This window comes from Nonomuraea sp. NPDC050663 (assembly GCF_044456985.1).
GTDB lineage: Bacteria > Actinomycetota > Actinomycetes > Streptosporangiales > Streptosporangiaceae > Nonomuraea.
The window spans coordinates 471,250-490,746 of record NZ_JBITGL010000004.1 but is presented as its reverse complement, the minus strand read 5'-3'; the positions used below and the strand labels follow the sequence as shown (position 1 = coordinate 490,746).

The following is a 19,497-nucleotide window of genomic DNA, read 5'->3' as shown; positions in this document are numbered from 1 at the left end:
CCAAGGAAGTGATCATGAACCTGGTAACCGCCTGGACGACGCTGAAGGAATCCGACTCCTCGGATCTCGTCCTCTGCATCGATTTCACCGGAACCGGCCGGGCCGAGGCCGGCTTTCCCGAGCTGGTCGCCCGCGTGGACATCGATGCGACCTTCTGGCACGTCGAGCCTCCCGGCGTGGCGCCCGGCTCGGGCATCGACGGCCAGCAGTACCTGGCCTCGTGGCTGGAGCCGGTCACCGCGAGCGGCAAGACCGTGCGCGCGGTCATGGGGTACTGCGTCGGCGCCGTCTACGCCGGAGAGCTCGCCGACCGGCTCGCGGGGACGCAGGAGCGCGCCCCCGCGCTCATCCTGTTCGACCCCGAGCCCACCAGCCTGGCGAACGTCTACTTCCAGTTCGGCAAGGTCTTCGAGATCCTCTCCTCGATCCTGAGCCAGCAGGACGTCGCCGTGACCCAGGAGGCCAGGGACCGCCTGCTCCACCAGGAGGGCGTCACGATCGAGAGCTACGCCGAGCAGCTGTACGCCACCTTCAGCCAGGTCGCGCACAACGCCTTCGGGCGGGCCGGGCTCGACATGGAGTACGCCGAGGAGATGCTCGGCACGTTCAGCGCCTTCCTGTCCTTCATGAGCCTGGCCGACCAGTTCGACCCGTGGGACTCCTGGCGGCGCGCGGTGGTGGTGAGCTCCTCCTCCCAGCTCAACGGGCTGAAGAAGGCGCGGGCCTCCGGCATCGAGCCGCAGGTGGCCGAGGAGCTGGAGTTCGAGAGGCCGCACGCGGACCTGTTCAGGTCCGAGGAGATCGCCCGGGCCGTGACCAAGGTACTGGAGAGATGACCATGGAACAGATGCTGGGCACCCGCGCCACCCGCAAGGAGCAGGCGTTGTGGATGCTCGAGGAACTCGTCCCGGGCACCGGGGTGAACAACCTCAGCGTCGCCTTCAGGGTGGCCGGCCGGCTGAGCCGTCCCCGCTTCCTGGAGGCGGTCGGCCACCTGCTGCACCGCCACGAGATCCTGCGGACGGTCTTCCGCATCGAGGCCCAGGGCATGATGCGGCAGGTCGTCCCGATCGAGGAGATCGAGCTGTCTCTGGAGACGGGCGACTCCAGGCCGTGGCTGACGGCCTTCCTCGCCCGGCCTTTCCAGCCGGAGGGCGAGCTGCTGGTGCGTGCCGCGGTCGTCGAGGAGCCGGACGGCGAGCTGTACTGCCTGGCGATCCATCACGCGATCTTCGACGGGTTGTCGGCGGCGCTGCTGCTGAACGAGCTGGTGGCGCTCTACGACGGCCTGGCCGCCGCGGTGGCGCCCGTCCCCGCGGTCAGGCCGGCCTGGGAGGAGCCGCCCGCCGACGCGCGCAGCGCGGAGTACTGGCGAACCAAGCTGGCCGGCTTCCGCGCCGCCGAGCTGGACCTGTGGTGTGAGAAGCCGGAGGCCTCGCAGACCACGCTCGTGGGCGACATCGTCAACTGGGAGCTGACTCCTGCCGCCGCCGCGGCGGCCAGGAAGATGCAGCGCGAGCTGCGCGCCCCCGAGTCGGTCGTGCTCATGGCCGCCTACGGTGTGCTGCTGGCCGCCCACGGCGCGGGCCCGGACCTGACGATGGGCTCGCCCGTCAGCGTCCGCTCCCCCGAGGCCGGCATGGCCATCGGCTACCACATCAACGTCCTCACGCTGCGCACGCAGATCGACTGGGCGGAGAGCTTCCGCACCTACACGCGCCAGACCCGGCGCACGTTCATGGAGGCCATGGCGCACGCCGACTATCCGGTGGACGAGCTGCTGGAGCTCGTCGCGCGCGAGGGCTGGCGCAACAACCTGTTCCGCCACACCTTCAACTACATCCCGGCCGACCTCGGCGGCGAGTTCGTCCTGGACGGCATGCGCGCGGAGCCGGTCGTGGTCGAGAACGGCGCCAGCAAGTTCGACCTGGAGTTCTTCGTCACGGCCACGCCGGAGTCGATCAAGATCAGGGCGGCCTTCTGCGTCGACGTGCTCGACCGGGCCGACGTGGAGCTGCTCCTGGCCCGCTACGACGACATGCTCGTCACGCTCGCGGAACACCCGGACCGGCCGCTCGGCGAGACGTCGGTCTGGTGCTACCAGGACCGGGCGGCCATCGAGATGGCCAACGCCACCGAGCGTTCGGTCACCCCGGCGACGGTGCTGGAGATGATCGCCGGCCGGGTGTCCCGCGCGCCGGAGGAGGACGTCGTGGCGGTCCTCGACGGCGACCGCGCCGTCGGGCTGCGACGGCTGTGGGCGGCGGCCGAGGCCACCCGCGACCGGCTCGCGGAGGCGGGGGTCGGCACCGGTGACGTCGTGGCGCTCCTGGCGCGGCGCGGCCCCGAGCTGGCCGCGGCGGTGCTCGGCGTCTGGCTGGCGGGGGCGGCCTACCTCCCGCTCGAACCCGACCACCCGGAGCAGCGCCTCGACTACCAGCTCGACGACTCCGGCGCCGCGGTGGTGCTGGCCGGGGAGGGCATCATCGTCCCCGGCGAGCGGACCGTCCTGCCGCTGGTGCCGGTCGACTCGGTGCGCCCGGTGACCGGCAAGGTGGCCGCCGCCTTCGCGATCACGCCCTCCGACTGCGCCTACCTGATCTACACCAGCGGCTCGACCGGCCTGCCCAAGGGCACGCTGATCGACCACCACAGCCTCGCCAACCTGATCGCCCACTTCGCGCGGCAGCTCGCCGCGGGCCCGGACGACACCGTGTTGTGGTTGACCACCTTCAGCTTTGACATCTCCGCCCTGGAGCTGTTCCTGCCTCTCACGGCGGGATCCAGGCTGGCCGTGGCGCCCGATGACGCCAGGACCCAGGGCGAGCCGCTGGCCGAGGCGCTGCAGCGCTACGACGTGTCCATCGTCCAGGCCACGCCGACCACCTGGCGGCTGGTGATCGACCAGGTCGCGCCGCTGCTGGCGGGCCGCCGCGTGTTGTGCGGCGGCGAGCCGATGCCCGACGTGCTGGCCCGCCGGCTCACGACGACCGGGTGCGAGCTCTACAACGTGTACGGCCCGACGGAGACGACCATCTGGTCCACGGCGGGCCGGATCGACCCCTCCCACGTCCGCGTGGACGTGGGCGTGCCGATCGCGAACACGAAGGTGTACGTGGCCGATCCCAGCGGCCGCCCGCTGCCGATCGGGACCCGTGGCGAGTTGTGCATCTCGGGTGACGGGCTGGCCATCGGCTACCACCGGCGCCCCGAGCTGACCTCCGAGCGGTTCGGCACGCACGCCTGGTACGGCCGCTTCTACCGCACGGGCGACCTGGCCCAGTGGACGCTGGACGGCCGCCTGGAGATCCTCGGCAGGCTCGACCGCCAGATCAAGCTGCGCGGCAACCGCATCGAGCTGGCCGAGGTCGAGGGCACGCTGCTGACTCATCCGGACGTCCGGGCGGCGGCGGTGGTGGTCGTCGGGGACCCCAGCGCCGACGCCGTGTTGTGGGCGTTCGTGGTGGCGCCTGACAACCCCGAGGTGACCTCGCAGCTGTGGGAGCACGCCAGCGCGTCGCTGCCCTTCGCGGCCACGCCGCAGGAGTACGTCACCCTCGACTCCTTCCCGATGACCGGCAACGACAAGGTCGACTATCCGGCGCTGCGCCGGCTGGCGACCGAGCTGCGCAGCGTCGCGGTGGGCGCGACGCAGGAACTGACCGACAGCAGCGGCGACGAGCTCGTCGACACGCTGGTGGGGCTCTGGAAGGCCATGCTCAGCCGCGGCGACCTGGGACCCGACAGTCATTTCTTCGCCATGGGCGGCCACTCGCTGCTGGCCGTACAGCTGCTCCAGGAGATCAAGCGAGCCACGCAGATCCGGCTCAAGCTCAAGGACGTCTTCGAAGAGCCGACGCCGGCGGGTCTGGCCCGCAGGCTGCGCGCGGCCGGCTGAATCCGTAAGACACGAACGAAGGTTGGGCTCCCGTAATGAATGAGATCGCAGCCGGCGCCTTGACGATGGAGTCGATGCGCGCTGACATCGCCGATCAGCTCGCCCTCTCTCCTGCCGAGATCGGCAACGACGCCGATCTGGTCGGCCTGGGCCTGGACTCGCTCCGGGCCATGCGCCTGGCGGGGCGCTGGCGGCGTGCGGGAGCCCGCATCGCCTTCGCGGAGCTGGCCGAGGAGTTCACGCTCCAGGCCTGGTGGGCGCTGGCCGCCGCGCGGCTGGCGCCCGCCGTTCCCGCGACGGCGCTGCCGGAGGTGGACGAGCGGGCTCCGTTCCAGCTCACCCCCGTCCAGCTCGCCTACTGGATCGGCCGCGCGGACGGCCAGGTCGTCGGCGGGGTCGGCTGCCACGCCTACCTGGAGTTCGACGGCTCGGACGTCGATCCGGCCAGGCTGGAGCGGGCCGTACGCGCGCTGATCGACCGGCACGGCATGTTGCGCGCGCGCTTCAACGACGACGGCACGCAGCAGATCATGGACAGCAGCCCGTGGCCCGGCCTGACGGTGCGCGAACTCGACGACGAGGGCGCCGAGCGCCTGCGCGAGCGGTTGTCGCACCGCCGGTTCGACGCCTCGCGCGGCGAGGTCTTCGACGTGCAGGTGTCCCTGCTGCCGGGTGGCCGCCGCCGGATCCACTTCGAGGTGGACTTCCTCGTCGCCGACGTGCTGGGCCTGCAGATCCTGCTCAAGGACCTGGCCCTGCTCTACCTGGACCCGGCGGCCATGCCCGCGCCGCCGGGCTGCTCCTTTCCCCGCTATCTGGCCGCGCGCGAGGCGGAACGTTCGCGCGAGCACGCCAGGGACCAGGCGTACTGGCGCGGCCGCCTGGCCGAGCTGCCCGGGGCGCCGCAGTTGCCGCTCGCGGTCGACCCGAGCCTGGTCACCCGGCCGCGGTTCGTGCGAAGGGAGCGGTGGCTGCCGCTGGGCGCGTGGCGGCGCATCGAGTCGCTGGCCCGCGCCAAGGGGATCACGCCTGCCATGGTGCTGGCCACCGCCTACTGCGAGGTCCTGGCCGCCTGGAGCGGCGAGCCGCGCTTCCTGATCAACGTGCCGCTGTTCGACCGCGACGAGACCGTGCATCCCGACGTGTCCGGCATGGTGGCCGACTTCACCAACCTGATTCTGCTGGCCGCCGACCTGTCGGTGGACCTGCCGTTCGCCGAGCGGGCCAGGGCGCTGCAGGCCAGATTCCGCGCCGATGCCCGGCACACCGGCTACTCCGGCGTCGAGGTCCTGCGCGACCTGGCCCGCGAGGGCGAGCACACCGGAGCTCCGGTGGTCTTCGCCTGCAACCTGGGCACGGAGCTGATCGTGCCCGCGGTCCGCGAGGCGTTCGGCGACCCAGGATGGATGATCACCCAGACGCCGCAGGTGTGGCTCGACCACCAGATCAACGAGTACGACCACGGGCTCCACCTGGCGTGGGACGCGGTGGAGGAGCTGTTCGCGCCGGGCGTGCTGGACGCCATGTTCGACGCCTACGGCCGCCTGCTGGACTGGCTGGCGGCGGGCGACTGGGAGACCTGCGCCCCCGTCACGCTGCCGATGGAGCAGGAGTTCGTCCGCGAGACGGTCAACCACACCGCGGGTCCGGTGTCCGAGAGCCTCCTGCACACGGGCTTCTTCGCCTGGGCCGCCAACCAGCCGGGAAGGACCGCGCTGGTCGGTGACGCCGTCACGGTGTCGTACGGCGAGCTGGCGGAGCGGGCGCTGGTGGTGGCCGGTTGGTTGCGGGACGCGGGTGTGCGGCCGGGTGACGCGGTCGGGGTGGTGTTGCCCAAGGGTGTGGATCAGGTGGTGGCGGTGCTGGGGGTGCTGGCCGCGGGCGGGGTTTACGTCCCGGTCGGCGTGGACCAGCCGCTCGCTCGCCGGGAGTCGATTCTGGATCGGGCGGGCGTGACCCACGTCCTCGACAGCATCCCCGAGGGCCCGCCGCTGGAGCGTCCCGTGGGGGTGTCCGCGGACGCCTCCGCTTATGTGATCTTCACGTCGGGTTCGACGGGTGTGCCGAAGGGGGTGGAGGTGTCGCATCGGGCGGCGATGAACACGGTCGCCGATGTCAACGCCCGCTGGGGTGTGGGTGGCGACGACCGGGTGCTGGCCGTCTCGGCGCTCGATTTCGATCTGTCGGTGTACGACCTGTTCGGCCTGCTGTCGGTGGGTGGCGCGGTGGTGCTGATCGGCGAGGACGAACGCCGCGACGCCCAGCGGTGGGCCCAGCTCTGCTCCCGGCACGGGGTCACGATCTGGAACAGCGTGCCCACGCTGCTGGAGATGCTGGTGTCGGCGGCGGAACGTGTGCCGCCGTCCTTACGCCTGGCGCTGGTGTCGGGTGACTGGGTGGGCCTGGACCTGCACGCACGGCTGCCGGCCGGCTGCAGGCTGGTCGCGCTCGGCGGGGCGACGGAGGCGGCGATCTGGTCGAACGCCTGGGAGGTCAGCCACGTCCCGGCGCACTGGTCGTCGGTCCCGTACGGTCTGCCGTTGCGTAACCAGTGTTTCCGGGTGGTCGACGGCCGCGGCCGGGACTGCCCCGACTGGGTGGCGGGCGAGTTGTGGATCGGCGGCGCAGGGGTCGCACGCGGCTATCGAGGCGATGCGGCGACGACGGCGGCCAAGTTCGTGGAGTACGGCGGCCGGCGCTGGTATCGCACCGGCGATCTGGGCCGGTACTGGCCGGACGGGACGCTGGAGTTCCTGGGCCGGGCCGACCATCAGGTGAAGATCCGCGGCCACCGGCTGGAGCTGGGCGAGGTGGAAGCCGCTCTGGAGGCCCATCCGCTGGTGGACCGGGCGGTGGTGATCGCGGTGGGCGAGCGCAGACAACGACGTCTGGCCGCCTTCGTCACCCCCTCCGGCCTGGACCCGGAAGGTCTGCGCGCGTTCCTGGCCGACCGGCTGCCCGGCCACGCCGTACCGCCCTCGATCACACCACTCGACCAGCTGCCCCTCACCGCCAACGGCAAGATCAACCGTTCGGCCCTCGATGGCATGGAGGACCTTCCCTCCGCCGAGGCCGGAGAGCAGCCCGTCGGCGCGGCCGAGACCCTGCTCGCCGGGATCTGGGCCGACCTGCTGGAGATCCCCGCCGTGCACCGGGCCGACAACTTCTTCGCCCTGGGCGGCGACTCCCTGCTCGCCACCCGGATGATCGCCCGGCTGCGCGCGGCCCAGGCCTCCGGCGCCAAGCTGATCACGCTCTTCGACTCGCCCGTCCTGGCCGACTTCGCCGCGACCCTCACCCTGGACCAGGCGCAGGCCCAGGCGCCCGCCACGCTGCAGGCCGATCCCGTACACCGGCACGACCCCTTCCCGCCGACCGAGGTGCAGCGGGCCTACTGGCTCGGCCGCGCCGAGCACTTCACGCTCGGCGGCGTCGGCTGCCACTTCTACACCGAGTTCGACGGCGACATCGACCTCGGCCGGCTGCAGACGGCGTGGAACCTGCTGATCGGGCGGCACGAGATGTTGCGGGCCGTCTTCGACGCCGACGGCAACCAGCGCATCCTGCCCGAGGTGCCCACCTTCACCATCGCCCTGGCCGCCAGCCCGGAGCAGCTGCGCGAGCAGATGTCGCACCAGGTCTTCGACCCCGCCGTCTGGCCGCTGTTCGACGCGCGGGCGGCCGTGGACGACGGGCGGGTCCGGCTGGGTGTCAGCTTCGACAACATCATCCTCGACGCGGCCAGCACGATGACGTTCTTCGCCGAGCTCGACCAGCTCTACCGCGACCTCTCCACCACGCTGCCGCCGGTGGGGGCGTCCTTCCGCGACTACGTGCTCGGCATGGCCCCCGACCCCGCCGTGGTCGAGGCGGCCGAGGCCTACTGGAGCGGCCGCCTGCCGGAGCTGCCCGCGGCGCCGCGTCCTCCGCTGCGCGTCGACCCGAGCATGATCGAGCGGCCCCGGTTCGTGCGCCGCGAGGTCAGGCTGGCGGCGCCCGCCTGGAAACGCGTGGCCGAGCTGGCCAGGAAGCACGACCTGACGGCCTCCACCGTTCTGGCCTCGGCCTTCGGCGAGGTCCTGTCCGCCTGGAGCGCCCAGCCCGACCTGACCCTCAACCTCACATTGTTCGACCGCCGCGAGGTGCACCCCGACATCCACCGCGTCCTGGGCGACTTCACCTCGCTCATGCTCGTCGCCTACCAGTCCGGCCCCGCCTGGCTCGACAGCGCGCGCGGCCTGCAGGAAGAGGTCTGGCGCGGGCTCGAACACGGCGAGGTCTCGGCCGTGTGGGTGATGCGCGAGCTGGCCAGGCGCTCCGGCTCGATCGACATGGCCATGCCCATCGTCTTCACCAGCATGCTGGGCGTCGCCGACGGCGCCGGCGGACCCGGCTTCGCCGAGCAGGTCTGGGGCATCTCCCAGACGCCGCAGGTCTGGCTCGACTACCAGGTGGCCGAGGTCGGCGACGAGCTGCTCGTGCGCTGGGACGCGGTGGAGGAGCTGTTCGCGCCGGGCGTGCTCGACGCGATGTTCGCCGCCCACCTGGAGCTGCTGGAGTGGCTCGCGACGGGGGACTGGTCGGCGCCGGTCCCCGCCATGCTGCCCTCAGGCCAGCAGGTCGTCCGCGAACGGGTCAACGACACCGGCGGTCCCGCGCCCGACGGCACCCTGCACGAGGCGTTCTTCGCCCTGGCCGCCCGCGAGCCGTACCGCACCGCCCTGGTCGGCGACGACGTCACGGTGTCGTACGGCGAGCTGGCGGAGCGGGCGCTGGTGGTGGCCGGTTGGTTGCGGGACGCGGGTGTGCGGCCGGGTGACGCGGTCGGGGTGGTGTTGCCGAAGGGTGTGGATCAGGTGGTGGCGGTGCTGGGGGTGCTGGCCGCGGGCGGGGTTTACGTCCCGGTCGGCGTGGACCAGCCACCGGCTCGCCGGGAGTCCATTCTCGAACGGGCGGGAGCGGTGCTGGTCCTCACCGAGGTATTCGACGGGCCTCCGCTGGACCAGCCGATCCGTGTACCCGCGGACGCCTCGGCCTACGTGATCTTCACGTCGGGTTCGACGGGTGTGCCGAAGGGGGTGGAGGTGTCGCATCGGGCGGCGATGAACACGGTCGCCGACGTCAACGCCCGCTGGGGTGTGGGCGGCGACGACCGGGTGCTGGCCGTCTCGGCGCTCGATTTCGATCTGTCGGTGTACGACCTGTTCGGCCTGCTGTCGGTGGGTGGCGCGGTGGTGCTGATCGGCGAGGACGAACGCCGCGACCCGCAACGCTGGGCGCGGCTGTGCACCGACCACGGCGTGACCGTGTGGAACAGCGTGCCCACCCTGCTCGAGATGCTCCTGTCGGCCACGGACGACCTCCCCTCCCGGCTCAGACTGGCGCTGGTGTCGGGTGACTGGGTGGGCCTGGACCTGCACGCCCGGCTGCCGGCCGGTTGCCGGCTGGTCGCGCTCGGCGGTGCGACGGAGGCGGCGATCTGGTCGAACGCCTGGGAGGTCAGCCACGTCCCGGCGCACTGGTCGTCGGTCCCGTACGGCCTGCCGTTGCGTAACCAGTGTTTCCGGGTGGTCGACGGCCGGGGCCGGGACTGCCCGGACTGGGTGGCGGGCGAGTTGTGGATCGGCGGCGCGGGAGTCGCGCGCGGTTATCGGGGTGATGCGGTGACGACGGCGGCCAAGTTCGTGGAGTACGGCGGGCGGCGCTGGTATCGCACCGGTGACCTGGGCCGGTACTGGCCGGACGGGACGCTGGAGTTCCTGGGCCGGGCCGACCATCAGGTGAAGATCCGCGGCCACCGGCTGGAGCTGGGCGAGGTGGAAGCCGCTCTGGAGGCCCATCCGCTGGTGGACCGGGCGGTGGTGATCGCGGTGGGCGAGCGCAGACAACGACGTCTGGCCGCCTTCGTCACCCCTTCCGGCCTGGACCCGGAAGGTCTGCGCGCGTTCCTGGCCGACCGGCTGCCCGGCCACGCCGTACCGCCCTCGATCACACCACTCGACCAGCTGCCCCTCACCGCCAACGGCAAGATCGATCGATCCGCCCTCGACGCGGGCGAGGCGCCCCCACCCGACGACGACCCCCCGAAACCAGGACTGGAACAACAGCTCGCCGGCATCTGGGCCGACCTGCTGGAGATCCCCGAACCCGGACGCAGCCAGAGCTTCTTCGCCCTGGGCGGCGACTCCCTGCTCGCCACCCGCTTCGCGGAGCTCGCCCGGCAGCGGCTCGGCGTGGAGGTGACGCTGAGGCGTTTCTTCGCCGCTCCCACCATCGCCGACTGCGCCCTGTCGATTGACGACGACCACGACACGGAAGAGGGCGAGCTGTGACCCAGGCACCCGTCGCACGCGGACTGATCGCCGACATGGAGTCGGCCGGCATCAGATTGTGGGAGGAGGACGGCCGGCTGCGTTTCCGCGCCCCCAAGGGGGCGCTCACCGAGGACCGGCGCGCCCTCCTCCAGGAAGCCAAGCCCGAGATCATCGAGCAGCTGCGCCGCGAGTCGGCCTCCCAGACCGTTCGGCCGGAACCGGAACGGCGCCTGGACGCCTTCCCGCTCACCGACATCCAGCAGGCCTACCTGATCGGCCGCAACGACGCCTTCGGCTACGGCGGCGTGGCCTGTCACGGCTACGTCGAGGTCGCCTACCCCAGCCTCGACCCGGCCAGGGCACAGCGGGCCTGGCGCACCCTGGTCGACCGCCACGACATGCTCCGCGCCGTCATCCACCCGGAAGGGCACCAGAACGTCCTGGCCCAGGTGCCCGCCTACGACATCCAGGTCAGCGACCTGCGCGGCGTGGACCCGACAGAAGGGCTGGCGGCGGTCCGCGAGGAGATGGCGCACAAGGTCTACCCCGCCGGCGCCTGGCCGCTGTTCGAACTGCGGATCACCCGCACCGACACCGCCGACCTGCTGCACGCGTCGATCGACCTGCTCATCGCCGACTACGTCAGCATCCAGCTGCTCCTGGCCGAGCTGAACCGGCTGCTCGACGACCCGGACGCCGACCTGCCGCCGGTGCCGGTGAGCTTCCGCGACTGCGTGCTGGGCCTGCGCGCCCAGCGCGACAGCAGCAGGTACGACCGCGACCGCGCCTACTGGTGGTCACGCATCGACGAGCTCCCGCCCGCGCCGGAGCTGCCGGTGCTCGGACAGGACACATCCGCGAAATTCACCCGCTGGGAGTCGACGCTCCAGCCGCAGGAGTGGGCGCAGCTGCGAGCCCGAGCCGGGGCCGCCGGGCTCACCCCGTCGCAGGCCGTACTCGCCGCCTACGCCGAGGTCGTCGGCCGGTGGAGCCGCAAGCCGGCCTTCACCCTCAACCTGACGCTGCTGGACCGCCCGCCCCTGCACCCCCAGATCGACCGGGTCGTGGGCGACTTCACCTCGCTCAACCTGCTCGCCGTCGACACCACGCCCGACGCCCCGTTCGCGGCCAGGGCCGCCGCCATCGGCGCGCAGCTCTTCACCGACCTCGAACACCGCCGCTGCGGCGGCGTGGAGGTCATCCGCGAGCTGGCCCGCAGGCGCGGCAGGGACGCCGGGCTGATGCCCGTGGTGTTCACCAGCGCCATCGGCATCGGCCAGAGCGCGGCCGAGCAGGGCGAGCCGGTGTACGGCATCAGCCAGACCCCCCAGGTGTGGATCGACTGCCAGGTCAAGGAGCATGGCGGAGCCCTGCTGATCAACTGGGACGTCCGCGCGGGAGTGCTGCCCGACGAGCTGGTGGACGACATGTTCGCCGCCTTCACCGGCCTGCTCGCCCGCCTGATCGACCAGGAGACGTGGTCGAGCGTGTCGCCCGTCGAGCTGCCCGCCGCCCAGGCGAGCCGCCGCGCCGAGGTCAACAGGACCGCCGCCCCGCTGCCCACCGGCCTGCTCCACGACGAGGTGATCGCCCAGGCGCTGCGCACCCCCGAGCGCGTCGCCGTCATCGGCGCTGCCACGCTCACCTACGGCGAGCTGCTGGAGCGCGCGCGAGGAGTGGCACGGGCCCTGCTCGACGCGGGGCACTCGCCCGGCGAGATCGTCGCCGTGGTCATGGACAAGGGCGTCGAGCAGGTCGTCGCGGTTCTGGGCACGCTGCTGGCGGCGGGCGTCTACCTGCCGATCGACACCGGCCAGCCCGGGTCCCGCCGCGACCGCATCCTCGCCGACGCCTCCGTGCGCCTGGTGCTCACCCAGTCGTGGCAGGCCGAGGAGGGCTGGATCGCGGTCGACCGGCTGCCCGCGGCGGCCACCGTCCCGCTGATCGAGCGCGACCCGGACGAACCGGCCTACGTCATCTACACCTCGGGCTCGACCGGCACGCCCAAGGGCGTGGTGATCAGCCACCGCGCCGCCCGCAACACCATCGACGACATCAGCTCCCGCTTCGGCATCGGCGCCCACGACCGCGTGTTCGGCCTGGCCGCGCTGGGCTTCGACCTGTCGGTCTACGACGTCTTCGGCACCCTGGCCACCGGGGCCGCGCTCGTGCTGCCCGACGCCCTGCGCCGCGGCGACCCCTCCCACTGGGCCGCGCTGGCCGCCGAGCACGCGATCACGGTCTGGAACTCGGTGCCCGCGCAGCTGCAGATGCTCGAGCACTACCTGGACGCCGAACCCCAGGTGGAGCTGCCCGCCCTGCGCCTTGCCCTGCTCTCCGGCGACTGGATCCCGCTGGCGCTGCCCGGCCGCGTGCGGCGGCGCCTGCCCGGCCTGGAACTGGTCAGCCTGGGCGGCGCGACCGAGGCCGCGATCTGGTCGATCTACCACCGCATCGGCGCCGACCTGCCCGGCTGGCCCAGCGTCCCGTACGGCAAGCCGCTGGCCAACCAGAGCTTCCACATCCACGACACCCACCAGCGGCCGAGCCCCGACTGGGTGCCGGGGGAGCTGTACATCGGCGGCGCGGGCCTGGCGCTGGGCTACCTCGGCGACGAGGCCAAGACAGCGGAACGTTTCGTCCACCACCACGGCGAGCGCCTCTACCGCACCGGCGACCTGGGCCGCTATCGGCCGGACGGCACCATCGAGTTCCTCGGCCGCGAGGACTCCCAGGTCAAGATCCGCGGCCACCGCATCGAGCTCGCCGAGGTGGAAAGCGCCCTGCAGGCCCACCCCGCCGTCGCCGCGGGAACGGTGATCGTCGAGGGGGATCGCCCCCTGGAACGGCGGCTGGTCGCCTTCGCGCAAGCCGTACCCAAGACCCAGCGGCACGCGGCACCCGACGTCGCCGCGGCGGCGCGGGAGGCGGCGCTGGAGACGGTCGCCGGGGTCGACCTGGCGGGCGTGAGCGCGGTGGCCGAGACGCTCGACGAGATCGCGCTGTCCGCCATGGCGGGTGCGCTGCGCGCCGCCGGGCTGTTCGCCGACGAGTCCGGTCATGATTTGTCGGAGATCCTCGACGCGGCACGGGTCAAACCCGACCACCACCGGCTGGTCAGGCGCTGGCTCACCGCGTTGCACGAGCGCGGCCGCCTCGATCGCGACCCCGCCGGACGCTACCGCGGCCTGCGCGCCCCGGCCGACACCGCGGTCCTGTGGCGCCGCGTCGAGGAGCTGACCGAGCGGCTCGACTACGGCGCCGAGCTGATCGGGTTCCTGCGCGTCAGCACGGCGCACCTGCCCGAGCTGCTGCGCGGCGAGCTCGACGCGCGCGACCTGCTGTTCCCCGAGGCCGGGGTGGAGACCGCGGAGGGCGCCTACAAGGACAACGTCCTGAGCCGCTACGTCAATCGCATCGTGCGCGCCGTGATCGGCCGCGTGGCCGAGCGGCACGCCGAGCAGCACGCCGGGGGCACCCTGCGCATCCTGGAGGCGGGCGCGGGCGTGGGGGGCACCAGCGCCGAGCTGATCCCCGAGCTGGCCGGGCACCGCGTCGACTACCTGTTCACCGACCTGTCCAGGTTCTTCCTCACCAGGGCCGCGGAGCACTTCGCCGACCATCCCTGGGTGCGCTACGGCCTGTTCGACATCAACGCCGACTACCGGGCGCAGGGATACGAGCCCAACTCCTTCGAGGTCATCCTCTGCGCCAACGTCCTGCACAACTCCCAGGACGCGAACGCCGTCCTGCGGCGCTTCCGCGAGCTGCTCGTGCCGGGCGGCTGGCTGGTGTTCATCGAGACCACCCGCGAGCACGTCCAGATCATGAGCTCGATGGAGTTCCTGATGAACCCCCGCGACTACGACGACGTACGGCGGGGCCGTGACCGCACCTTCATCACCCGCGAGGAATGGCTCGACCTGCTGGCCGTCTCCGGCGCCACCACCATGACCTGCCTGCCCGAGCCCGACGGCCCGCTGGCGCGGCTGGGGCAGTGCGTCTTCGCCGCCCGCTTCCCCGACGACCGCGAGCACCTGGACCAGGGCGAGCTGCGAACCTTCATGGCGGAACGCCTGCCCGACTACATGATCCCCGCCCATTTCCAGGTGGTGGACGAGCTGCCGCTCACCTCCAACGGCAAGATCGACAGAGCCGGGCTGGCGGCCCTGCTGCCCCGGGCGTCGGGAGAGGCCGCCCCTGCCGGCGAGGAGGCGCGCGACGACCTGGAGCGGCGCCTGGCGGCGTTGTGGGCCGAGCTGCTCGGCCTGCCGCGGGTCGGCCGTGACCAGGACTTCTTCGCCCTCGGCGGCGACTCCTTGCTGGTCACCCGGCTGGCCGGGCGCGTGCGCGAGGAGATGCCGGAGGCCGACGGCTTCTACTGGGACAGCCTGGTCCGCCAGCTGGTGAACCAGCCGACCGTCGCAGCGCTGGCCGCCCACCTGCGCCAGGCCGGCGAGGACCGCGCGGCCGGCCGGACCCGCGGACGGGCCGGCTCGCTGGTCCGCCTGTCGGAAGGCGACGGCCCGGCCCGCGTGCTGGTCCACGACGGCACCGGGACGCTCACCCCCTACCGGGCGCTGATCAGGGAACTGGCCGGCACCGACCTGTACGGCCTGGCGATCGACGACGCGGAGCTCTACCTGGAGCTCGACCCGGCCGAGGCCGCGTCGACGCTCGCCGGCGTCTACACGCGGCTGCTGCTGGAGCGGGGCCTGAGCCGGGTGCGCGTCGTCGGCTACTGCATGGGCGGCCTGATCGCCACCGAACTGGCCCGCCAGCTCACCGAGAGCGGCGCGACCGTCGACGACCTCACCGTCATCAGCAGCTCGCGCTTCCCCTACCGGATCACCGACGAGCTGATGCTGGAGTACGGCTTCGCCCAGGCCTGCGGGCTCGACCCCACCGGGCTCGGCTATCCGGACGGAGACCTGGCCCGCGCCCTGCGCGCTGTCCAGGACATCACGCCGGGCCAGGTGCCGGAGGGCAGCCTGGCCGCGCTCGGCGCCGGCGCGGACGTCGGACTGGCCGAGATAGGCAGGGGTTTCGCCGCCCTGGCCGCCCGGCCGCATCGCGACCGGCTGGCAGCCGTCGCCCGCGCGCTGGGCCAGCCGCCTGAGCGGGTGGAGCCGGCCTACCGGGTCTTCCGGCAGAGCTTCTCCGCCGTCACCCACTACGAGCCGGAACCGTACGCCGGGGACATCACCTTCCTACGCCAGAGCGGTGTGACCAACCTGGTGCCCACCCTCCAGACGGACATGACCGGCTTCTGGCAGGAGTTGTGCCTGGGCCGGCTGAACGTGGTCGACATCGCCGGCGACCACTTCAGCTGCCTGGACCAGGCCAACGCGCCGGGCGTCGCCCGCCTGATCACCGGCGACCCGTCGTGATCGGGATCGTCGGAGGATACGGCGCGGTCGGCGGCGCGGCCGCGCGGACGCTGGCCCCGCACGGCATCCGGGTCGGCGGGCGCGACGCCGGGCAGGCTCGCCGCTTCGTCGAGGAGGAGCTGGCCGGGCACGGCGAGGCGTGGCAGGTCGACGCCTACGACGAGGCCGGCCTGGCCAGGTTCTGCCGCGGCTGCCGCGTCGTGGTCAACTGCGCCGGGCCCTCCTACCGGCTGCTCGACCGCGTGGCACGAGCCGCGTTCCTGGCCGGAGCCGACTACGTCGACGCGGCGGGCGATGGCCCGGCCATCGAGCGGCTCGACGGGTCGCAGCCGGCCGGGGCCGTCGCCGTGTTCTCCGCCGGCATGCTGCCCGGCCTCACCGGGCTGCTGCCGCGCCACCTGGCCCGCTTCGCCCCCGGCGGGGCCCACCGGCTCGACGTCTACACCGGCGGCCTGGACAGGCTCACCCCCGCGGCCGCCGTGGACGTCCTGCTGGCCGGGCGGGAGGGCCACGGCGAGGCCATGGCCGCCTGGCGCGACGGCGCCACCCGCTCCCGCGCCCTCGCCCCGGCCAACGGCGTGGAGCTGCCCTTCTTCCACGGGCCCGTCACCGCCTACCCCTACCTCAGCACCGAGGCGGCCAGGGTCGCCGAAGAGCTGGGGCTGCACGAGGCGCGCTGGTACAACGTCGTCACCGGCGAGCGCATGATGGCCGCCTCCAGCACCGCGGTCTCGGCCGACGACCTCATCCGGGTGGCCGAGCTCGAACTGGCCGGGCGCACGCCGTACTACGTGCTGCTCTTCCAGCTCAGCGGCTCCGGCGCCACCCGCACGCTGGCCCTGCGCACCACCGACACCTACGCGCTCACCGCGGCGGTCGTGGCGCACGCCACCACCGCCGTGCTCGCCGGGCAGGTCGAGCCGGGCCTGCACTACGCCGACGCCGTGCTCGACCCGGCGGGAGTGCTGGCCGGCCTGGCCTCCGTGGCCACGATCGAGGTCTCCGACGACATCACGATGATCGACCTGGCCGAACCGGCCTTCGAGGAGGGCGCGCTGTGAAGCGGGTCGTGGTCTGCGGCACGAAGTTCGGCCAGATCTACCTGTCCGCCCTGGCCGGCGGGCCGTTCGAGCTGACGGGCATCCTGGCCCGCGGCAGCCCACGCTCGGCCGGGTACGCCAAGGAGTACGGCGTGCCGCTGCTCACCGACCCCGACCAGGTGCCCGAGGTCGCCGACCTGGCCTGCGTCGTGGTGCGCTCGGGCGTCGTCGGGGGAGAGGGCAGCGAGCTGGCCGCGGCGCTGCTGGAGCGCGGCGTCCACGTGCTCCAGGAACACCCCGTGCACGCCGACGAGCTGGCCCGATGCCTGCGCGCGGCCCGCTCGGCCGGCGTGGTCCACCACCTCAACACGCTCTACGTGCACCTGGAGCCGGTACGCCGGTTCATCGAGGCGGCACGCAGGCTGCGCGAGCTCCAGCAGCCCCTCTACATCGACGCCGCGTGCAGCGTGCACGTCGCCTACGCGCTCTTCGACATCCTCGGCCGCGCGCTCGGCGGGCTGCGGCCGTGGGCCTTCGGGCCCGCCCCGCAGGCCAGCCCGTTCACCTGCCTCACCGGCACCATCGGCGGCGTGCCGCTGACGCTCCGGGTGCAGAACCAGATCGCGCCCAACGACCCCGACGCCCACCTCCACCTGCTGCACCGCATCACCCTTGGCACGGAGGGCGGCAACCTCACCCTGGTCAACACGCACGGCCCCCTGGTGTGGAGCCCGCGCATGTACGTCGGCCGCGACGCCGAGGACCGCTTCGACGTCGAGGCCGAACACCTGTGCCTGCCCAGCGCGACCGTCCTCGGGCCCGAGCGCGCGCCGACCTTCCGCGAGATCGTCGGAACGCTCTGGCCGGACGGCGTCAGGCGCGCCCTGGGCGAGCTGTGCGACGCGGCAGCACAGGGCGCCGACCCGCTGCGCCAGGGCCAGTACCACCTGACGCTCAGCCGGCTCTGGCTCGACGCCACCACCGCCCTCGGCCGCCCCGAACTGCTGGTCCAGGACGCACCCCGACCCCTGTCCTCAGCGGAGTTCACATGAGCTGGTTCCACTGTTACGAGCCCAGGCCGCGGGCGGGACTGCGGCTGTTCTGCTTCCCGCACGCCGCCGGATCCGCCGCCTTCTTCCGCGCCTGGCACCACGACCTGCCGCCCGCGGTGGAGGTGCGCGCGGTGCAGTATCCCGGCCGCGCCGACCGGCGCGCCGACGCCCCGATCGACGACGCCCACCACATCGCCAAGCTCGTCACCGACGCCATGGCGCCCCTGCTCGACCGGCCCGTCGCGCTGTTCGGGCACAGCATGGGCGCCCTGCTCGCCTACGAGGTGGCCCGCGAGCTGGAACGGCGCGGACGCGGCCTGGTGCACCTGTTCGCCTCGGGCCGGCACGCGCCGCACGAGCACCGGCCCGGCCAGGCGTTCCTGTCCGACGCCGACCTCGTCGAGGAGCTGGTACGGCTCGGCGGAGTGGACGCCGCCCACCTGGCCGATCCGGTGATCAGGGAGCTGACGCTGCCGGTGGCGCGCAACGACTACCGCCTCGACCAGAACTACACCCACACGCCCGGCGGCACGCTGAGCTGTCCCGTCACCGCCATGCTCGGAAGCGGCGACCCCGAGGTAAGCCCCGGGCAGGCCGCGCGCTGGGGAGAGCTGACCTCCGGCCGCTTCGCCGTGCGCGAGCTCGACGGCGACCACTTCTACCTCGTGCCACGCCGCGACCAGGTGCTCGCGCACGTGCTCCGCACCGTCTCCATGTCCTGGCCCTCCACCCCCTAAGGACCACGATGGAACACGACCTGATGAGGATCCTGACCGGCGGCTGGGTCGCGGAGGCGACCTTCGCCGCCGTGCGGCTCGGCGTCGCCGACTCGCTGGCCGGGCAACGCCTGCGCCCGGCGGAGCTCGCCCTGCGCGTCGGCGCCCACGCCGGATCGTTGCACCGCCTCCTGCGCCTGCTGGCGGGGGTGGGGCTGGTCGACGTCGACGACGACGACCGGTACGGGCTGACCCCGATGGGAGCCATGCTGGAGCGCGACAGGCTCGGCCCGCTGGCGGCCCTGTACGGCGAGGACTACTTCGGCACCGCCTGGCGCGGCCTGCCGCACACATTGCGCACCGGCGAGCTCGCCTTCGACCACGTCTTCGGCAGGCCGGTCTTCGCCCACCTGGCGAACGACCCGGACAGGGCGTCGGTCTTCAACACCGGCATGGCGGCCGGCGCCGCGTTCTTCCGCGAGGTCCCCGTGGCCCACGACTTCTCCGGCGCCAGGACGGTGGTGGACCTGGCCGGCGGCACCGGCGCGCTGCTCGCGGCCGTCCTGCGCGACCATCCCGGGGCCCGGGGGATCCTGTTCGACCTCCCCGAGGTCGTGGCGACCGCACCGGCGCACCTGGAGCGCATGGAGGTGCTCGACAGGTGCGAGCTCGTGGCGGGCGACCTGTTCGAGTCGGTCCCGCGCGGCGGCGACGTCTACCTGCTCTCCCGCATCCTGCACGACTGGGACGACGAGCGCTGCGCCCGGCTGCTGAGCACCTGCGCGGCGGCGATGGACAAGGGCGCGCAGCTGCTGATCGTCGAGCGTGTCGTCTCCGCGGGAACCTACCTGCCGCTTGCCTACGACCTGCACATGATGGTGATGACCGGCGGGCGGGAGCGGACGGAGGAGGAGTATCGCGTGCTGCTCGACGGCGCCGGGCTGGTCCCCGGCAAGCTGGTCGAGCTGCCGCTCGGCATGCACCTGCTGACCGCCACCCGCTGACCCGATCCGACCTGACCTGACCTGACCTGACGACGATGGCCGCGATCCCCGGGGATCGCGGCCATCGTCGTGCGGTCAGCGGC

8 protein-coding genes are annotated in these 19,497 nt (G+C 72.6%); all 8 read left to right on the top strand.

Annotated elements, in window-relative coordinates:
- Positions 1 to 14: 14 nt before the first annotated feature.
- The 8 genes from ACIBH1_RS15410 to ACIBH1_RS15375 are packed head-to-tail and all read left to right on the top strand — an operon-like array spanning position 15 to position 19,414.
- Complete coding sequence (locus ACIBH1_RS15410) at positions 15 to 836, top strand: hypothetical protein (protein WP_397314369.1); 822 nt, start codon at positions 15 to 17, stop codon at positions 834 to 836.
- A gap of 2 nt (positions 837 to 838) precedes the next feature.
- On the top strand, positions 839 to 3,898 hold the full coding sequence (locus ACIBH1_RS15405) for an amino acid adenylation domain-containing protein (protein WP_397314368.1): 3,060 nt from the start codon (positions 839 to 841) through the stop codon (positions 3,896 to 3,898).
- A 35-nt stretch (positions 3,899 to 3,933) separates the two neighbouring features.
- A complete protein-coding gene (locus ACIBH1_RS15400; protein ID WP_397314367.1) occupies positions 3,934 to 10,230 on the top strand; it encodes an amino acid adenylation domain-containing protein in 6,297 nt (2,098 codons plus the stop codon).
- The gene (locus ACIBH1_RS15395) at positions 10,227 to 15,602 is read left to right on the top strand and encodes an amino acid adenylation domain-containing protein (RefSeq protein WP_397314366.1); all 5,376 of its coding nucleotides are present in this window, start codon (positions 10,227 to 10,229) and stop codon (positions 15,600 to 15,602) included. The genes ACIBH1_RS15400 and ACIBH1_RS15395 overlap by 4 nt, the downstream gene beginning before the upstream one ends.
- Positions 15,599 to 16,663 carry a saccharopine dehydrogenase NADP-binding domain-containing protein gene (locus ACIBH1_RS15390; RefSeq protein ID WP_397314365.1) on the top strand — a complete coding sequence of 355 codons (1,065 nt, stop codon included), beginning with the start codon at positions 15,599 to 15,601 and terminating at the stop codon, positions 16,661 to 16,663. The genes ACIBH1_RS15395 and ACIBH1_RS15390 overlap by 4 nt, the downstream gene beginning before the upstream one ends.
- Positions 16,660 to 17,694 (top strand): Gfo/Idh/MocA family oxidoreductase, encoded by a 1,035-nt coding sequence (locus ACIBH1_RS15385; protein ID WP_397314364.1) that lies wholly within the window; start codon positions 16,660 to 16,662, stop codon positions 17,692 to 17,694. Before ACIBH1_RS15390 ends, ACIBH1_RS15385 begins: the two co-directional genes overlap by 4 nt.
- Positions 17,691 to 18,431 (top strand): thioesterase II family protein, encoded by a 741-nt coding sequence (locus ACIBH1_RS15380; RefSeq protein ID WP_397314363.1) that lies wholly within the window; start codon positions 17,691 to 17,693, stop codon positions 18,429 to 18,431. The genes ACIBH1_RS15385 and ACIBH1_RS15380 overlap by 4 nt, the downstream gene beginning before the upstream one ends.
- Positions 18,432 to 18,439: 8 nt before the next feature.
- On the top strand, positions 18,440 to 19,414 hold the full coding sequence (locus tag ACIBH1_RS15375; RefSeq protein WP_397314362.1) for a methyltransferase: 975 nt from the start codon (positions 18,440 to 18,442) through the stop codon (positions 19,412 to 19,414).
- Positions 19,415 to 19,497: the final 83 nt, after the last annotated feature.

What these genes read in the sequence shown, in the direction of transcription:
- ACIBH1_RS15410 (WP_397314369.1), top strand. Translation starts at nt 15, where the DNA reads ATGAACCTGGTAACCGCCTGGACGACGCTGAAGGAATCCGACTCCTCG.
- ACIBH1_RS15405 (WP_397314368.1), top strand. Translation starts at nt 839, where the DNA reads ATGGAACAGATGCTGGGCACCCGCGCCACCCGCAAGGAGCAGGCGTTG.
- ACIBH1_RS15400 (WP_397314367.1), top strand. Translation starts at nt 3,934, where the DNA reads ATGAATGAGATCGCAGCCGGCGCCTTGACGATGGAGTCGATGCGCGCT.
- ACIBH1_RS15380 (WP_397314363.1), top strand. Translation starts at nt 17,691, where the DNA reads ATGAGCTGGTTCCACTGTTACGAGCCCAGGCCGCGGGCGGGACTGCGG.
- ACIBH1_RS15375 (WP_397314362.1), top strand. Translation starts at nt 18,440, where the DNA reads ATGGAACACGACCTGATGAGGATCCTGACCGGCGGCTGGGTCGCGGAG.